The sequence below is a fragment of the Leptospira congkakensis genome, assembly GCF_004770265.1.
GTDB lineage: Bacteria > Spirochaetota > Leptospiria > Leptospirales > Leptospiraceae > Leptospira_A > Leptospira_A congkakensis.
This window is the reverse complement of record NZ_RQGQ01000001.1, coordinates 145,216-164,004: the sequence shown is the minus strand read 5'-3', so window position 1 is coordinate 164,004 and position 18,789 is coordinate 145,216. Positions and strand designations below refer to the sequence as shown.

Sequence of the window (18,789 nt, the reverse complement as noted above, 5' to 3'; positions counted from 1 at the left end):
ACCCCGGGTAGGTAACTTTATCCGGGATTTTTTTTGCGAATCAACTCGCGCCACTCTATCCAAAATTCACCAATCTCATTTAAAAAATAATCATCCAAAGAGTTTTTGTCAGAAAAACTTTCATAATTGATTTCAAACGAAGTGAAATTTTTTTCATTCGAAGTAGTAAGCCTTGATCTAAATAAATCCATTAGTTCTAATCGCAAATCCTGAAACAAAATTTCCATACTCAAAAGTTCCAGTTGGAAAAACTTTTCTAAGGCAGTCACAAAAATATGATCTGCTGATAAAAAAGAATACTCTACAGAGTCTTTTGCCATTTCCGCAAATAATGATTCCCAATGATCAGCCAAAAAACTTTCTTTATTTTTACAATCATAGGCTTGGCAAATGGAAGCACCATAAAAGGAAAAGTTTTGGCTTTTCGGATCTCCTGTAAAAATAGGATGGATCATACAACCGATACGCCCATTGTTTAAATCCACATACCCCAAAAATGGACAATTATAAGTCATATCATCTTTCTTCTGAATGTGGGCTTCTTTAGTTTCTCTGTTTTTTCGAAAAATAGGAAAACTATGTCGAACTTCAAAGTTAACTGTAGTTTTGAACTCTTCTGTTCTTTCTAACAATAGAGTTTTAAATTCTTTTGGTTGTAGTTTTAAATTGAACAAACCACAACAAGCACCACAAGAAACGTTACCGATACCAGGATGGCATAAACTCAATTCTTAGTGGCTCCAGCAACAAAGGGAGTGAGACCGTTAAATACAAGTTCCAAGTCACCGGTTTCTTTTTTCTCTTTAAAATAAGTGGGAAAAGGAATCACAATTTTACGACCTTCATGAACCAATACAAGGTTTCCCTTATGTTTAGAAAGTTGTTCTTGTAATTTGTCTTTGGAACCAGGAGATGATGGATACAAATAAGCAGGTTTGATCCCTTTAAAATAAAAATGAGGATTTTGATTTTCAGAAACCAAAAGGATACTGATACGTTCGAGTTCCGAAAATTCCAGTAACATATTCTCTAAAAAAAACTGTAAAATGATTTGGTAAGATTCAATTTCTTCGTCTTTGATTTCATCTTTTTCCCAAGATTCCATCCATCCCACAATTTTAAAAATGGTTTCCTTTTGTTCGTGTAAAACAGGCAAAGCATCTTCCAAAATACTAGAAATTTTTAATTTTTGGAAATCCCAAACACAACCATAAACAAGTTCCCACCATTTACGAATGGAAACTGCATCATCTGGATTATTGGGAATCGATTTGTTCATTGCATGTGCAGCATGATCACTAAGAACCGTCATTCCGACTACTTGGCTGATTGCTTCAAACAATTTAACCAAACTCGAAATGGTGTTTTTCCCAGTTGATTTTGTTTTATCAGTTTTAACTAACTTTGAGTAGGCGACCGCAATGGGAGTGGGGTAAAATTCTAAAACAGTTGTCGGATTTAGAATTTTTGCAGAATGAAAGTTCCTTCTTTCTTTTACAAATAATGAAAAATCAGGATTTCCATACAATGCATAGTTGGCCCAAGTTAAATCATTGGCATGGTAATTACGTCTTGCAAATTCTTTTGATAAAAATAAAGACTCACCAACTGATTTATCCGAAAATAAAAAAGTATAAAACCTAACTGTAAAATCAATTGTTCGTTCGTTGTCTAAAATTTCCCAATTAGTACCCACAAAGGTTTTAATACCCGCAGTTAAAAAAGCACCTGCGTATTGGTTCATAATATTTGTATTTAGTTTTTTACCTGCAGATTTAGCAGACATACATGAATTGGAAAAAACCAAATCGGTATCAATTCCTGTTGATTTGATTTCTCTTGCTTTTAAAACTTTTCCATCAGATAACAACCAACCATTCTCCAAAGAATCATCAGAAAAGTGAAGATGACCCGAATAATGGATAATATGTTTGTCTTTAATAAGAGAGAGTAACTTTAGTTTGGTGACCTGTTTACCACCGATAAATTCTAATTCCAAAAGATTGGTCGGAACTTTTTGGCTTAGTACAGAAAATAAAACTTCTCCTTCTTTTTGCGCATGAGGGAGATCTTCTGTTGGATCCGCAATGATTAACATCTTAATTTTTCTGTTTTCATGTCGGGTAGGACGATGTAATCCACCACGAATGGTTTTACCAATTCGAAATTTATCAGAAAGAAAACTGGCACCATCGTGTAAAAGTTCCCAGGGAATTAGGGCAAGTGCCGGATCAATATTAAAATGAATACTATGTTTGGTTGTGTTTTTTAATTTTTCAATAATAGAAAGAGGAAAAAACTGTTGGTAAAAAGTTTCACCTAACACTTTTAAGTCTTGCAAGATGTCGGCATTCAGAATTTGGTTTGGATTGGAAAGAACCGATTGAGAAACGTGGACTAATCTCTCCACTTCCCCTAAATATTCGAATATTAGATCATCGTCTAACGTGGATTGTATATGAGATTCTTCAACGGGAAGATTATCTTCCAAAACATTGAATATATTTACGTTACCAACTCTATCGATGATAAGGGAGAGCATGCTCCCATGAACCTATCCAACAAGGATAGACAAGTCAAACGATTTTGATTGGCCTGGACCCACAAACTCGATGGTGTAACTACCTGGGATTAACCCCGAAAAACTAGCGCTACCTTCTAAATTGATTTTGCTAGAGAGGATGAACCTTCCTTCTCGACGTAAGTTGACTTGTTGGAAAACAGGGGTCCCCTCTGCTTTGACAGAAAGATACACCTCTTCTTGGTTTTCTTTTACAATTTGATAATAGAATTTTTGGTCTTCGCTGGTGGTTTCCTCAAAGATAACAGAATTGGCATCACCCGAACGAACCTCCGCCGAAGCGGATCGCATTGATGGGGCAAACTCGAAACTTTCTTTGATTTGCAAAGATTCAACGAGACTGTCAATCACCCGGATTCCCGATTGTGTGAGGCGAACAATGAGGTTGTCTTTTTTTTCCGGAAGGGTTAGATTTTTGCGAGTGTATTCTTTTAAAAATTCAGGAACAGGGAGCGGAGATTGGTTCCAGGTTCGCTCCGCCTTAGCTAGGTCCCAAGACTCAGCAAAAGAGTGATCGGAAACCTTTTCTTCTCGAAGGCTTGCAAAGAAGACCTCTTCACAATAGAAATAGGCTTCTTGTAAATCAGGATGACTTTGGATCTCATCTTCAGTTGGAAATTCACCTCGGACAAATAGTCCCCTGGCCATCTCCAGAACATTTGCGTTAAAACCCTGATTTTCCATGTCAAATTCCACCCTCTTAATTAAGACGAAGGAAATTAGGCCTCCCCTGCGATGGAATGCATTTTTTTTTGCATTTTTTCCAGAACTCGGAGCAGGGTAACACTAACCCCACCCTCGGAAATCCCTAAAATTCGAGCAATTTCACGGTAGGGGGTGCGAACGAGAAAATGCCCCTTCTGCTTTTTCTCGATTAATTTTTTCCTTTGTTCATACTTTTTGGCCAGAGCATGGTCTAGTCGCTCTTTATAATAAAGTGCTTCTACAGAATCGCCCTGGGCTTTGGATTTTTTTTGTTCCTTCAAATCCAGAATATTCAAATACAAAGAAGTAATTTTATCTTCCATTTTTAAGTTCTCTTCTTCGCGGCCAGAAAGGTCCTCGCGAAGCTTAAGCACTTCGATTCGGATTTCCTCCTCAGAACGATTTGTTTTTTCCGCGATGAATCGAATTTCTTCCGGATCCAAATGGAGGTAATAAACAAAGGACAATTTGAACACAACGCGGTTCTCAATTTTGATTGTAGATAATACTGAATTAAACTGGTCGGAAACATCGACTGCCAAAGCGAGAGCTTCCGATCTTTTGTCTGGTTCGTCTTCGATGGTGCTGTATTCTTTACCGTCTTTATTGACTTTGGATATCGTTTGGGTTTTGACTTCGCGTTTGGTGCGCTGCCAATCGATAAGTAAATTGCGAAGGACGGAGAAAAACCAGGTTTTGAAACTAGATTTTCCCACGAAACTTTTGAATCGTTTTCCGGTTTTGAGCCGTTCAAAAGCGTAAATATAATAGTCGGAAGCATCATCCTCAGTCAAATGAAAGACGCGGATGGGGAAATTATAGATATCTTGCGAATAAATGTTAAAAAAAGTCTGCAATGACTTTTCGTCACCGGCACCGCAAGATTTTACAATCTCTAAAATTTCTTCATTGGTATGAGAAGTCAGTGTCATTATCTACTTTCCTAAAAAGGAACCCGCCTGGAGACTTCTCTAAACATGAGAAGTATTGTTGTAGTCTTGAGTCTCTTGGCAAGTTTTATTTTAGCTGATGAACCGGTATCCGAAACAAAACCGGAGTTTGTTTGGCCCATCCAGGGGTTAGATTTGCCATCCCTCCTCACGAGCACTTTTGGTGAGTCGCGAAAGGATCATTTTCACAATGGACTCGATATTTCTTCCGTATTCCAACCTGTCAAAAGTATGAGCCAGGGTTTTATCCTATACTCCCGTTATGCGGAAGATGATCCGTTTGAAGACGAACGTGGTTCGGGTAATATTGTTTGGATAGCACATAAAAGCGGTTATGTGAGTGGGTATTACCATTTAGGTGGAACAAGAAGCGAAATAGTTCGTGCCAACAAACAGGTCTCCGCCGGTGATACCATCGGAATCTCGGGAAATACCGGCCATTCTACGGGTGGCCACCTACACTTTGTTTTAGGAAAGGATTATGGAAAAACTCTCCTTGATCCACTTGCTTATCTTCCGCCCGTAGAAGACACAATGCCCCCACAAATTGCCAACCTCTTTATCCATGTAGGGGAAAGTTTTACAAATTTAAATGACGGGGACAATATCAATGTTTCCAAAGCTTTTCCACTTACCGTTAGCATCATTGATGGTGGTATCAAAAATAGCCAAAGGAGAGGTGTGAAGGATGTAAAATTTCTCTTTAATGGGGAAACTTACAAACAAGCTAATTTTTCATCTCTTCGATTTGATGATGGCAAATGGAAAACAAAAGAAGGACATAGTTTTGATGATTTATTTTTCAAAGATCGTTATTTGGTTGGGATTCTCAATTTAAAGGCTGGAGAAAACATAATCAAAGTACAAACAAAAGATTTTAGTGGAAAAGAATCAGAAAGAAGTTTTAGCATCAACATTACAAGGATTAGTGGAGGGAATTAATCCCTCCTAATCTAAAAACAAATTTAATTATTGGAATACAATTTAGATATCTCTGTTTTGTATTTGTCGGTGATCACATGTCTCTTTAAAGAAAGTTTTGCGGTCAGTTCATCACCCACTTCAAATGGTTTCGGTAATATCACAAGTCCGACAACTCTTTCAAATCCCTTAAATCCAGTTTGAGCATTCACTTTTGTTTTGATTTCAGATTCAATTTTTTGAATCACCTCTTTTTGATTCCAAAATTCTCCAGTAAGTGGTTCATCAAAGCGAGTGATGTTTGGATATACAAGAACACTCAAATATTTTTGGTCTTGTCCTACTACCATACATTGGTCGATCCATTCGGATTCTAAAATTTTAGATTCAATTGGTACTGGTTCCACATTTTCACCACCTAACAAAACAATCGTTTCCTTTGAACGACCAACAATTCGAAGGTTGTGATTTGCTGTAAAAATACCCAAATCACCTGTATTCAACCATCCATCCACCAAAACCTTATTTGTTGCATCAGGATTTTTATAGTAACCAGCCATGATCTGTTTACCCTTCACATGGATTTCACCCTTTCTTCCAAATACAAATTTACCAACCTCTGTATCTAAAAAAACTTCTCCCGTATGAAGATCCACAAGTCTTAAGTTAGTTTTTGGAAAAACCCTTCCCACAGAGCCAGGAATGATTTCCTCAAATGTTCGCATAGCAAGAACAGGTGCTGTTTCTGTCATTCCATACCCTTCTAAAACAGGAATGCCAATGGTATTAAAAAATTCATCAACATGATAAGGTAATGCTCCCCCGCCGGAACAAGATCCACGGAGTTCTCCGCCTGTTGCCTTACGAATTTTTGATAAAACTAAAAAATCAAAAAATAGATGAGGTATACTTACTAAAAAGAATCGATACAGATGATAAACAAAACGAACGGATTGTTTCCAAAACACAACGGGATGGATGTCCAAAACATTTCCTGTGATAATTTGCCTCGAAACAAAAAATCTTTTGGCAAAGAACATAGCGGTTTGAAACATTTTTTGTTTTACTGTAGATGATTTTGAAAGTGTTCCTAAAATTCCTGAATAGATACTTTCCCAAAGACGCGGTGCCGAAGCCATAAAGTTTGGTTTTACAAATTTTAAATCTTCTTTTAATGTACGAACACTGCTATAGTAAGTACAAGCTCCATAATATAAACTGAAAATTTCAAATATCCTTTCGAATATATGCCAAACAGGAAGGATCGAAAGTGTACGATCTCCTTTTTCTAAACGGATCGGAAGATTTTGTAATTGGAAAAGAATGTTCCCTTGTGTCAACATCACACCTTTGGGTGTGCCGGTGGTTCCCGATGTATAAATCATGGTAAACAGATCAGATTCTTTGATTGTATTGTTCAAAAATAAAGTATCCGATGGATCTACTTTCCGAAGTTCTTTTCCTTTGGCCACTAACCCTAACAAGGTGGATATTTTTATTTTCCTAGAACTCAATTCCTTGTTTCCTTCAGCGGGTGGGTAGATAATCACAATTTCTTTTAGAAATTCTAATTCCGATTCCAAACGAATTACTTTTTTGAATACGGCTTCGTTTTCTACGAACAAAACCTTTGATTCAGAATGATTGAGAATGTACAAAATATCATGATCAGTGACATCGGAGGCACGGGGCACATCCACGGCTCCCAGTAAGGTCACGGCGATGCTTGTTTGTATCCACTCATAAGCATTGTCAGCAAATATTGCGACTTTTTCTCTTTCGGCCAAACTTCCCTTTAATCCAAAGGCTAAGTCCTTTGCATCAGAAAGTAGATTGTTGTAAGTTTTAAACTGATAAACGCCGGCACTAACCCGGCTTGCAAAAGCATTTTTATGCCCAAATTTTGCTGGTAGATTTAAATAAAAATCAATCATCGTTCGCATTGAATTTCCTCGTTACGAACCACATTCTAATGTAGAATATTTTCTCTGTCGTCTTGGGGAATTCTTTGAGACTTAGAATTTTGTTAGATTTAGATCAATTTTGATTGTTTACGAAATTCGGAAGGAGTGGAACCAACCGTTTCTAAAAATACTCGGTTGAATGTCGATTTTGAATTAAACCCAACAGAATCAGCAACAGAAAGAATAGATCTTTCTTCTGATTCCATTAACAAACGTTTGGCCTCATCAATCCTATATTGGTTGATATATTGATAAAATCCAAACCCATATCTTTTATGAAAATATTCAGAAAGTTGGCCGGACTTAACTTCTGCCATGTCTGCTAATTTAGAAAGACTAAGGTCTTCATCACAATATACTTTTTCGCGCATCAGTTCATACAATCTTTGATCAATGGTTTCTAATTGAACCGAAACCAATTTAGATTTTTCATATTTATTTCTTTGGATGCTATCACGAACGTCAGACACAAATGGTGTCCAAAGTTCCCGAGTGAAAAAATAAAAATACATCAATACTGGCAAAAGATAAGCACTGAGTTTACGAAAAAAAGGAATTTGGAAAGTAAATCCAATACTTCCAAGCAAAAGATCAATCCAAATCAACAGAACAAAAACTAGTGAATAAATTGCCTTTTTAGAAAAGAAAACAGACAACCTTACATTGGGAATCCATTCTTTTAGTAAAAACAATCCAACAGAAACCAAGATAGAAATTTTGATTCCAAAATTCAAACCAACAACAACGGTTCCATAGTCTGTTTTTGTTAATTGTTCTAAAATTTCTAAACGATATAAATCTGATCCTGAATAAAAAGGAATCAAAAACAGAATGGATAAGAAAGCTGGGAAAAAATGATACACTTTGATTTGGATTGGTTTTTCCAAAAACAAATATTCTAAATACAAATAAAGCAAAGTGGAAGATAAAAACACAAAGGGAATATGAATTAATGCGATGGATGGAAAGTATTTATAAAACCCAGTGAACATAAAAGCACCGGTGAGTAACCAAAGGCCTGTGGAGAATAAAATAAAAGACCAAACAAATCCAGATGCCTTACGATTTTGAATTAAATTGGAAAGTGCCCAAATCAAACAAAATACAGAACCTGATCCCATCCAAAGAAATTCTAATAATAAGTTTAACGAGAGAGAATCAGACTCCACAATTTTTATCCGTAAACTCTTACTTCTTCACCAACGGTATAACGAACTGTTCCTTTTCCGAGTATGTCGGTTAACATCTTCATCAGATCAGGAGTAATATCGATGGAGAAATGGTCGTGAGCACGAATGACTTTCTTTTCATCACCGTTTCCGACCAAATGAAAGAATACAGAAGATGCACCTCTATGAACAGAAAGGATGTCTTGTAATTTTAAAATTACGTCTCTATTTTTTTCTTCCATCATGTTAATTGTTAGATGAAGAGTTTTTTCCATTTTCTTTTCAATGGTAACAGAATTAAGTTCTTCAAGTTTATTAACGATAATTTGACCTTTTAACTCCGATTCGTCGGCATCGAGGCGTTCCAAAATTCCACGGATGAAAACTGTATTGTCTTCAGTGAATAGATGTTTGAATTCGGCGTAAGTTTTAGGAAAGGCAACACATTCGATCTCACCGGTTTGGTCTTCCAACATAAAGTTCACAAACTCTTCTTTTTTCTTAGTGAGTTTGACTACTTTTTTAGAAAGGACTCCTGCAATTTCTACTTTTGATTTTGGACGAACCTCTTCTAAGTTTTCGATGGTAGTCGGTTTTAACGTTTTTAATTGTTCTGTAAATTTATCGAGCGGATGGCCAGAAAGATACAACCCTGTAGTTTCTTTTTCTTTTCTAAGTAGTTCGTCACCATTCCATTCAATCCCATCTTTTGGAAGGTTAAGATCTTCTTCCCCTCCGCCATTAGCACCGCCAAACAATGAAAATTGACCCTCTTTTTCTTCTGCTTGTTTTTTGTTGGCATAGTTTAAAATAATATCTGTGGATTCGGAAATTGTTTTTCTTGTATAACCAAAAGAATCAAAGGCTCCTCCTTGTGCGAGGGACTCGAGTACCTTTTTGTTTGCAAGCCTTGTGTCCAACTTCTTTGTGAAGTCACCAAGTTGATGATAACCACCAATAGAATTACGATTAGAAATTATATTTTCAGCAGCCAGTTCCCCCACTCCCTTAATAGAAGAAAGACCGAATCTTACTGTTTTATCATCAATGATTTCAAATGATATTCCTGATTCTTTAACATCGGGTCCTAAAATTCGAATTCCCATTTCTTTTGCATTGTTAATGTATTTCACAACATCAGTAATTTTTGAATGGTCTCCCGATAATAGAGCGGTTAAGTATTCAATGGAATAATTGGCTTTTAAAAATGCAGTTTGGTAAGTGACAAATGCATAAGCAACCGAGTGCGATTTATTAAAACCATACTCACCAAATTTTTCTAACTGTTCAAAAAGTTCGATAGCAAGTTTTTCGTTGATCTTTTTTTCGATCGCACCTTTGACAAACTTCTCTTTTAATGCAGGAAGTTTTGATTTATCCTTTTTGGCCATCGCCTTACGAAGAACATCCGAATCTCCAACCGAGTATCCACCCATAATTCGTGAAATACCCATCACCTGTTCTTGGTAAACAACAACCCCGTAGGTTTCACCCAAAACTTCAGCCAAACTTTCGTGCGGGAAAACTACTTTCTTTTTGCCGTTTTTACGATCCAAATAATCATCTAACATCCCTGATCCCATCGGACCTGGACGATATAACGCAAGCAAGGCAGCGATTTCTTCAAATTTTTGCACTTGTGCTTTGGCAAAAAGATCACGAATTCCTGAAGACGAATCTAACTGGAATATCCCGAGAACATTTGCCTTTCGTAACAAACTAAATGTGGCAGGATCATCTAAAGGAATTTTATCTAAATCAAGTAAAATCCCATGTCGTTTTTCAATGAGTTTGGTGGCATGATGGATGGTAGTTAAGTTTTTTAAACCTAAAATATCCATTTTGATCAGTCCGACTTGTTCCGACATGTTTTTGTCGTACTGAGTGACTATGGAACGCCCATCTCGACCAGGTTCACTGACTGTCGACAATGGAACGATTTCTTCTAATGCAGTAGGCGCAATGACAACACCAGCTGCGTGTCTACCCACCTGACGGTAGTTACCTTCTAGTTTTTGCGCAATATAAAAAACTTTTTTGTTTAAATCAGATTTTTCTGCAATGTCACGAAGGTCTTTAGATGTATCAACGGCTTCCTGAATTGTGATTCCCAATTTTTTGGGAAACAATTTACTCATCTCGTTTACTTCAGAAAACGGAACATTGAATACACGAGCTACGTCTTTAATTGCAGCTTTTGCAGCAAGAGATCCGAAAGTAATGATTTGGCCTACTCTATTTTCACCATACCGATGTTTGATATAATTAATTACTTCTTCCCTTCTTTCAACACAGAAATCCGTATCAATATCTGGCATATCCTTTCTATCAGGATTCAAAAACCTTTCAAAAAGTAAGTTATAACGAATAGGATCCACATTGGTAATCCCAAGAGCATAGGCAATGATTGATCCTGCCGCAGACCCACGACCAGGGCCAACTGGAATTCCAGCTCTTCTTGCAAAGTTAATATAATCCTGAACGATAAGAAAGTATCCAGCAAAATGCATATTACGAATTGTCTGCATTTCATACTCAGTACGCTCTCGCACAATAGGAGTTATGTCCTGATATTTTTCCTTGATACCTTCCCAAACCAGTTTTTCTAAATAACTATCTGTATCAAAACCAGGAGGTACTTCGAAAGGAGGAAGTAATGGATTTCCAAATTGGAAATTTAAAGAACATTTATCACGAATGGCTAATGTATTATAAAATGCATCCTTATGATCAGGAAAAATATTAATCATTTCAGCTGGAGATTTTACATAAAAGTTTTCATTGAACCCAAACCGCATTTCATCATCAATGTTTTTTCGCATTCCAATACGAAGTAATATGTCTTGCGCTTCTTTATCATCTTTCGTTAAAAAGTGAGAATCGTTTGTGAGTACAAGAGGGATTCCCGTTCGTTTAGAAAATCCCATAACCGCTTCCGCAACAGTTCGTTGTTCTGGAATTCCATGATCTTGAATTTCTAAATAAAAATCCTCTTTGCGGAAAATTTCATGCAACCGACCAGCTAACGCATACGCCTTATCTTCTTTGCCTTCTAAAATTTTACGATTGACTTCACCCGCAAGACAAGCGGTTAAACAAACTAGACCTTCGCTATGACGTTCTAATAAATCGTAGTCAATCCTTGGTTTGCGATAAAAACCTTCGGTAAAGGAACGACTTGCTAACTTAATTATATTTTTATAACCAGTTTCGTTTTTACAAAGTAAAATAATATGGTAAGCACCACCATCAGCAATTTCATCAAGTTCTGTTTCAGCACTTCTAGAAGGAGTTACGTAAAATTCACAACCTATGATGGGTTTGACATCGTGTTTGACAGCCTCTTTGTAGAATTCAATGGCCCCGTACATGTTTCCGTGGTCCGTAATAGCGACAGAACTCATACCGAGTTCCTTCACACGTTTCATCAAATCACTGATTCGTATGGCTCCATCGAGCATGGAATAGGTAGTATGCAAATGAAGGTGGGCGAAATCTTCCATAGCTTGGTGACATAGTAACTCCGACGGCTTCCTACGTAAAGCGCCCCAGGGGAGAGAATTCGAATTTTTTCGGCCCAAAATGCCAATTCCCAAACCTCCCTGTCCCGTCCAAGCCCAAAAACGATGGAAGCCGATACCGGTTTGTTTAGATTGGTGTTGTTTATGTCACCATTTTCCCTACCTTCCATTTCTCCTGTAACCGATGTTTTGCGAAAGTCCATCCGCAGTAAAATAGACAATAAAACCAAACCTTTAGGTTCCTTAGGCGATTTGGAAACCCTTGCTTTACAACTGGCGGAAATTCAAAATACGGTATCTCCGGAGCTAAAAAATCCAAAGCTCATCCTTTTTGCCGGAGACCATGGGATTACAGAAGAACCAGTTTCTTTATATCCTAAGGATGTTACCTGGCAGATGGTTTTGAATTTTTTATCAGGTGGAGCCTGTGCCAATGTCTTCGCCAAACACAGTCATATCGGTGTGGAAGTGGTAGATGCTGGAGTGGATCATGATTGGGATGGGAAAACCCCGAAACCAATCGAAAGAAAAATTCGGAAAGGAACTTCCAATTTTCTAAAATCGAAAGCCATGTCATTAGATGAAGCGAAAGAAACAATACTTAGTGGCATAGAACTGGTGAACGAAACAAGATATGAATCAACAAATATATTTTTATTCGGCGAAATGGGTATTGGTAATACTTCTGCAGCTTCTCTCATTCTATCTCATTTAACAGACATTCCACTCAGAAAACTTGTTGGAAGAGGAACTGGACTCAATAACAGCGGGAAGGAAAACAAATTTAAAATCCTTTCAGAAGCCTTCGATAGAACTGGAAAACTAAAAGATCCGTTAGAAATACTTTCTGAATTTGGTGGTTTTGAAATTGGTATGATGTCGGGAGCTATGTTGGGAGCAGCGGCGCAGAGAAAAACATTTGTAGTGGATGGTTTTATTTCCACTGCCGCCTTTGCAATTGCTTTTGCATTGAACCCAACGGTAAAAGACTATTCCATTTTTTCTCACTTATCCGAAGAAGAAGGACATACTGTTGTATTGGATCATTGGAAACAAAGACCCTTACTTCGACTCAACCTTCGTTTAGGAGAAGGAAGTGGAGCACTTGCTGCCTATCCACTCATTGAACTAAGTGTAAAATTCTTAAATGAAATGGCATCCTTTGCTGATGCTGGTGTTAGTAATTCTGATTCAAAACAATAACGAATGTTTCAATATATCCTTTTAGAAATTCGATTGTTTTTTGTCTGTATGTCTTTTCTAACAAGAATTCCATCTCCACGTTGGGTTGATTTCAAAGAAGAATGGTTACACCATTCAATCAAATATTCACCAACTGTTGGTTTTTTACTTGGTAGCTTACAATGGTTTGTGTTCATTTTTTTCCAATTTTTATTTGGACCAACTATCGCGTTTACGATTTCAATTGGTTTTTTACTCATTCTCACAGGAGCCTTCCATGAGGATGGATTTTCCGATTTTTGTGATGGGATTGGCGGAGGATGGAAAAGAGAAGATATCTTAAGGATAATGAAAGACAGTCGTGTTGGAAGTTTTGGAGCCGTTGGAATCTCGCTTCTAATACTTTTAAAAGTATTAGGTGTGTCAGAAACTTTTTCCCAATTCCAGATGAAAGGTCTTCCATTCACAATCAATGCTAATACGAATTGGCACATACTCAGCGTTTGGTTGTATTTTGTTTCCGCACATAGCCTCAGTCGCTTTTTTTCCATTTTTATGATGAAATTACTTCCTTATGCCAAAGAAGAAGGTTATGCGAAACCTATGGCAAAGGAAATCACTTGGCCTCAAATCTTCTTTGCAAGTATCTTTGGCATCGTACCTTATTTATCGTTGGTTTACCTACATCCCAATTTTTTATTGAGTCTCGCGTGTATCATTCCTAGTTATGTTTATATGCATTCATTAATGAAACGTTGGATCGGTGGATTTACAGGTGATTGTTTGGGTGCAGTTCAACAAGTAGTAGAAACTTGTCTTTGGATTTCAGGAGTATTTTTATGGACCTCTATTTAATCCGCCATCCAGAAACCATTGCCCCTAAAGGAACTTGTTATGGTCGCACGGACTTTCCTCTCAAATATCCAGTAGAAGATACAGCTGATTCTACATTTTCTTATTTACCATCTACATTTGACCTTTTCCTTTCTAGTCCAGCACCGAGAGCATTAAAACTTTCTAAAGCTTTATTATCCAAATACAATTTATCACAAGCGGATCATTTACAAATACCAACTGACGAACGTTTGCGGGAAATGAATTTTGGAGATTGGGATGGTAAACTTTGGGAAGAAATTCCTAGAAAAGAAACTGTCCCTTGGATGAAAGACTTTGTACATGCAAAAACTCCCGGCGGAGAAGCCTTTACCGATCTTATCTTTCGAATGGATTCTTTTATCAATGATTGGAAAAAAGATGGGGTTTTAAGAATCGATTGGGAAAAAACAAACAACAAATCCTTAAACTCAATGATTGTTGTTTGTCACTCAGGGCCGATCCGAGCTGCTCTTTGCAAACAATTCGGAACCCCTTACGCAGAAGCCTTCAAATCTCCTGTGGACTTTGGATCCGTCCACAAATTAGAAATAGATTAAACTTTCTTTTTTTCTCCGAGGGGACCAAGTTTTGCAAGGATGAGTTCGTTCACAAGTTTTGGATCGGCTTTCCCTTTGGTTTCTTTCATCACTCCACCAACAATCGCACCGAGCACACGGTCTTTACCATTTTTCCAACCTTCAACCGATTCCGGTTGAGACTCAATCACTCGGATCACAATTTCTTCGAGGGCTTTGTCATCACGAACTACTTTCAGACCTTTTGCTTCAACAATGGCTTCTGGTTGGTCTTTGGAAGTTAACATATCTTCAAAGATGGTTTTGGCAATTTTTCCTGTGATTTCACCTGAGTTGATGAGTTTTACAAGTTTACCAATACGCAAAGGATCGATGGCAAATTCTTGAATGGAAATATTTTCTTTGTTTACGATTCCAAGAATTTCATCTTTTACCCAGTTGGAAGTTTTTTTAGCATCTTCGGATACAAGTAAAGCTTGTTCAAAGTATTCTGCTATCTCGCGTTCGCTGGTAAGGACTTCTGCATCATAATCAGGAAGACCAAGTTCCGTTTTGTATCTTTCCTTTTTTTGTCTAGGAAGTTCTGGTAACGATTTACGAATGTCTTCAATAAAGGAATCAGCAATTTGAATGGTCGGTAGATCCGGTTCAGGGAAATAACGATAATCGTGACTCATTTCTTTAGAACGCATAGGTATGGTTTTGAGTAGAGTGGCATCCCAAAGTTTTGTCATTTGGCGGAATGTTTCTCCACGAGAATACATATCCTTTTGCCATTCGATTTCATAGTCTATCGCTTGTTTTACGGCCTTAAAAGAATTTAGGTTTTTAATTTCGACTCGAGTGCGAAAACCTTTTTCTCCTTTTGGTCGGATGGAAACGTTAGCATCACAACGAAGGGATCCTTCTTCCATATTACAATCGGAAACTTGAATGTATCGTAAGATAGTTTTGAGTTCGTTCAAATAAACATAAGCTTCATCCGAAGAACGAATATCTGGTTCCGATACAATTTCGATCAGAGGTGTTCCGGCACGGTTGTAATCTACATAAGAACGATTTATGGAAGGATCATGAGAATGGATCAGTTTTCCTGCATCCTCTTCCATATGAATCCTAGTGAGGGGAATGAATTTCTCTTCCGTTTCCCCTTTTAGTTTGATATGGACCCCACCTTGGGTTGCATACGGTTTATCAAACTGAGAAATCTGATAACCTTTTGGTAAATCAGGGTAAAAATAATTTTTACGATCAAATTTTGTAAAACGAGTGATCTCACATCCAAGAGCAACACCAGCTCGGACAGCTTTTTCCAAAACCACTTCATTTAACACCGGCAAGGTGCCTGGCAAAGCAACACAAAGTGTAGAAATATGAGTGTTTGGGCTACCACCGAATTCATTTGTAGCTGTGGAAAATATTTTTGATAGAGTATTGAGCTGGACGTGAACTTCCAGACCGATGATGACTTCGTATTCCATGGGTTTGAAAACAGGATTTTCCCGGAAAATGAACCTGGCAATTCAATTTCCGAGGGAAATCAATCCAGTGGGTCGGGGGCTGATTGCATTATCAGTTTATAAAGGTTTTTTTGCTCCCGCGAGATGCTGATTTCGCCAGTTTGGTGCAGTTTTTTAGTAAACTCAGAAAGTTCCCGAACGCGGGTCTCAAAAGCAATGCCGATTTTTTTATCCTCCAGGGCAATATGTGACAAAAGCCAATTGCGAAGATCTTGTACCAAATGTAAACCAGCCCGCGGATTTCCTAATTTGAATTCATCATTTCTCATTTTGATAAACTCGATAAATCGTTTGTGTTGGTTCATATGTTGCACCACATCCGTATACCGGAAATATCTCATGATTTTATCCTCTACACTAAAATGATCTTTTGTGTATTCGATAGCGGCCGCAATAACCTTATGAAACGTATCACTCGATCCATCACCTAACTTCAACGAATTGTCCAACTCAACAATCATTTTTAGAAGCCATACATGTTGTAAATCGATGATAGGAACACCAGTAGAAAGATTGTATGTTTTCCAAATATTTCGAATTTCCTGAATGATATCGATGGATTGTTCATGTAGATTGATATGAGTTGTATCTACTTGTACTATGTTTTGGTATATTAAAAGTTGTTCTTTGGAAATTGGATATTTCCCAGATTTTAATATCTCATTGCAGTAAGATTTTAAATCAACACCACTTGCTTTAAAAAATTCTGCATAATCTGTATCATCATGTAAGATATGTTGAAAGAGCCATTTTTTTAGGATTTGTAAAATCCCCAAAGCTGCCATTTGACTATTTTTGGCTTCATAATATTTTTCAGTTAAACGTTCTACAAAATGACGATGTCCTTGCACATGTTCTTTAAATCCCGGATAATTAAAATGTTCCAAGATATCTTCTTCTAAGGCAAAATGTTCGGCAACATAATCCAATGCCTTTCGAAAAGAAGAATGGACATCAACATCAGAACCATCTTTTTCGGATTCCACAATTGTCTCTTCTAGTTCTAGGATGATATGAACCAACCAAACATGTTGTAAGTCAATGATGGGGATTCCAAGATGGAATGGCTCACTTAACCACGTGATTCGTAAGGCATCGAGATGCGCGGAGTAATCCTTCTGCATAATCCCACAAAAATAGTCACAACTATGATGTCACGGAATTAGAATCAATTTAGGAATTGATATTTATCAGTAATTTCTAAAAAACAAGTATGTAGATAATTGGATACAAAGAGAGATGAATTTTGTAGCAAATTTAACAACCACTCCCATAGTTTTCTACAGGAGTGTTTGTTGTTTTGAAGAATGGAAACTAAACGAAGAATTTAGTTGTAAACTTCACGATGAATCTCACAAAACTAGAGTAAGGTGGATACATCAATTTAGCAATAGAAGCTTTAGGAGTTTGCAAAACTGATCTTTCATGTGAAAAAGTTTTAAACCCAAAAAGTCCATGATAACTACCATGTCCGGAATGATTCACTCCGCCAAAAGGAAGATTGGAATTCACCAAATGAAGGATGACATCGTTGATGACAGTTCCACCAGAGCTTGTTCTTTTGATCACATATTTGGATGTACTTCTCTTTTTTGTGAAGATATACAAAGCCAATGGTTTTGGTCTCTCGTTGATGATTTGAATGGCTTCATCCAAAGTTTTATAAGTCACAATCGGAAGAAGTGGCCCAAAAATTTCATCTTCCATAATACGAGCATCTAAAGATACGTTCGTAAGGATGGTTGGTGAAATGAAGTTATCAGAACTTCTCACTTCCCCACCATAAGCAATTTTTGCGCCTTTTTTCACTGCATCATCTACGTAGGAAGAAACTCTTCCAAAGTTCTTTGCATTTACAATACGACAAAAGTCAGGGCTTGATGAAAAATTTTCCGGTTTGGATTTAAAGAAACTTTCTGTTGTTTCCTTAGCATTTTTAACAAACTCTTCTACCTTAGATTCTGGAATCAAAAGATAATCCGGTGCCACACAGGTTTGTCCTGCATTCAGAAATTTTCCCCACATAATTCTTTCGGCAGCTACCTTTAGATCAGCATCTTCTGCCACGATAGAAGGCGACTTTCCACCTAACTCGAGAGTTACGCTTGTAAGATTTTTGGCAGCAGCAGTCATAACAATTTTACCAACTGGAGTGGAACCCGTAAAAAAGATATGATCGAAAGGAACTTCGAGTAATGCAGTCGCGACGGATACATCACCTTCAAAAACCGCCACTTCGTCTTCGGCAAAAATTTCACTTAACATTGCTTTGATGACATCAGCAGTATGCGGGGTGAATTCAGAAGGTTTGAGCATGACAGTATTACCTGCAGCAATAGCAGCAGCTAGTGGAGCAATTGCTAGATGGAAAGGGTAATTCCAAGGAGCAATGATAAGACAAACTCCCTTTGGCTCATAAACGATGCGACTTGTGGCACCAAGTAAAGTCGGAGGTGTCATTACATTTTTAGGACGCATCCAATGTTTTACGTGGCGAATGGCATCGTTGATTTCTGCAATCGTAGGAAGAATTTCTGTAATGTCCACTTCTCCCGATGATTTTTTAAAATCGGCATGAAGAGCAGTTTGGATGTCTTTTTGGTATTTGAGGACTACCGATTTTAGTTGTTTGAGTTTTGTGATTCGTTTTTTGAAATTCGACAAACGAAGTTCCAAAGCTTTTTTCTTTTGTGCTTTGAAAATACGGTCAATATCGGATGGAGTAAAACTTTTTGTTTGGATCACAGCCTTTCCCGAAGTTGGGGCTTGTGTTAGAGTGGCTTGGGTCATGGGAATCTCCGTGTATTACTGACTCTCGTTCATTTAGAGAGGAAGTTCAAGAACTTTTTCAGAAAACGGGGCGA

14 protein-coding genes are annotated in these 18,789 nt (G+C 37.5%); 4 read left to right on the top strand and 10 right to left on the bottom strand.

The annotated features are described in order from the left end of the window. Positions 1-17: 17 nt before the first annotated feature. The 4 genes from EHQ70_RS00675 to EHQ70_RS00660 are packed head-to-tail and all read right to left on the bottom strand — an operon-like array spanning position 18 to position 4,218. Positions 18-728, bottom strand: a complete 711-nt coding sequence (locus EHQ70_RS00675) for a hypothetical protein (RefSeq protein ID WP_135583054.1) — start codon at positions 726-728, stop codon at positions 18-20. Then, positions 725-2,542 (bottom strand): CHAT domain-containing protein, encoded by a 1,818-nt coding sequence (locus EHQ70_RS00670; RefSeq protein ID WP_135583053.1) that lies wholly within the window; start codon positions 2,540-2,542, stop codon positions 725-727. The genes EHQ70_RS00675 and EHQ70_RS00670 overlap by 4 nt, the downstream gene beginning before the upstream one ends. A gap of 12 nt (positions 2,543-2,554) precedes the next feature. Further along, positions 2,555-3,265 (bottom strand): hypothetical protein, encoded by a 711-nt coding sequence (locus EHQ70_RS00665; RefSeq protein ID WP_135583052.1) that lies wholly within the window; start codon positions 3,263-3,265, stop codon positions 2,555-2,557. 35 nt (positions 3,266-3,300) lie between these two features. Then, positions 3,301-4,218: a sigma-70 family RNA polymerase sigma factor gene (locus EHQ70_RS00660; protein ID WP_135583051.1), complete on the bottom strand. Its 918-nt coding sequence runs from the start codon at positions 4,216-4,218 to the stop codon at positions 3,301-3,303. A 45-nt stretch (positions 4,219-4,263) separates the two neighbouring features. Here EHQ70_RS00660 and EHQ70_RS00655 point away from each other — a divergent pair, with 45 nt between their 5' ends. After that, entirely contained in the window at positions 4,264-5,178 is a 915-nt protein-coding gene (locus tag EHQ70_RS00655; RefSeq protein WP_135583050.1) for a M23 family metallopeptidase, read from the top strand. Between the two features lie 23 nt (positions 5,179-5,201). On the opposite strand, the gene EHQ70_RS00650 is transcribed toward EHQ70_RS00655, so the two are convergent. The 3 genes from EHQ70_RS00650 to dnaE form a co-directional block, all read right to left on the bottom strand. Continuing rightward, complete coding sequence (locus EHQ70_RS00650; RefSeq protein WP_135583049.1) at positions 5,202-7,100, bottom strand: AMP-dependent synthetase/ligase; 1,899 nt, start codon at positions 7,098-7,100, stop codon at positions 5,202-5,204. An 89-nt stretch (positions 7,101-7,189) separates the two neighbouring features. After that, a complete protein-coding gene (locus tag EHQ70_RS00645; protein WP_135583048.1) occupies positions 7,190-8,290 on the bottom strand; it encodes an AraC family transcriptional regulator in 1,101 nt (366 codons plus the stop codon). Between the two features lie 5 nt (positions 8,291-8,295). Further along, complete coding sequence (dnaE, locus tag EHQ70_RS00640; RefSeq protein ID WP_135583047.1) at positions 8,296-11,793, bottom strand: DNA polymerase III subunit alpha; 3,498 nt, start codon at positions 11,791-11,793, stop codon at positions 8,296-8,298. 162 nt (positions 11,794-11,955) lie between these two features. Between dnaE and cobT the strand changes: the two genes are divergently transcribed. From cobT to EHQ70_RS00625, 3 genes are read left to right on the top strand one after another with little or no spacing between them, the layout of a single operon-like run. Continuing rightward, positions 11,956-13,014, top strand: a complete 1,059-nt coding sequence (gene cobT, locus EHQ70_RS00635; RefSeq protein WP_135583046.1) for a nicotinate-nucleotide--dimethylbenzimidazole phosphoribosyltransferase — start codon at positions 11,956-11,958, stop codon at positions 13,012-13,014. 3 nt (positions 13,015-13,017) lie between these two features. After that, complete coding sequence (locus EHQ70_RS00630; RefSeq protein ID WP_135583045.1) at positions 13,018-13,848, top strand: adenosylcobinamide-GDP ribazoletransferase; 831 nt, start codon at positions 13,018-13,020, stop codon at positions 13,846-13,848. Then, complete coding sequence (locus EHQ70_RS00625; protein WP_135583044.1) at positions 13,833-14,426, top strand: histidine phosphatase family protein; 594 nt, start codon at positions 13,833-13,835, stop codon at positions 14,424-14,426. The genes EHQ70_RS00630 and EHQ70_RS00625 overlap by 16 nt, the downstream gene beginning before the upstream one ends. On the opposite strand, the gene gatB is transcribed toward EHQ70_RS00625, so the two are convergent. The 3 genes from gatB to EHQ70_RS00610 all read right to left on the bottom strand — a co-directional run bounded on the left by gatB (position 14,423) and on the right by EHQ70_RS00610 (position 18,715). Next, positions 14,423-15,886: an Asp-tRNA(Asn)/Glu-tRNA(Gln) amidotransferase subunit GatB gene (gene gatB / locus EHQ70_RS00620; protein ID WP_135583043.1), complete on the bottom strand. Its 1,464-nt coding sequence runs from the start codon at positions 15,884-15,886 to the stop codon at positions 14,423-14,425. The two genes, EHQ70_RS00625 and gatB, sit on opposite strands and share 4 nt — an antisense overlap. A 59-nt stretch (positions 15,887-15,945) precedes the next feature. Next, on the bottom strand, positions 15,946-17,049 hold the full coding sequence (locus EHQ70_RS00615; protein ID WP_135583042.1) for a bacteriohemerythrin: 1,104 nt from the start codon (positions 17,047-17,049) through the stop codon (positions 15,946-15,948). A gap of 190 nt (positions 17,050-17,239) precedes the next feature. Beyond that, positions 17,240-18,715 (bottom strand): aldehyde dehydrogenase family protein, encoded by a 1,476-nt coding sequence (locus tag EHQ70_RS00610; protein ID WP_135583041.1) that lies wholly within the window; start codon positions 18,713-18,715, stop codon positions 17,240-17,242. Positions 18,716-18,789: the final 74 nt, after the last annotated feature.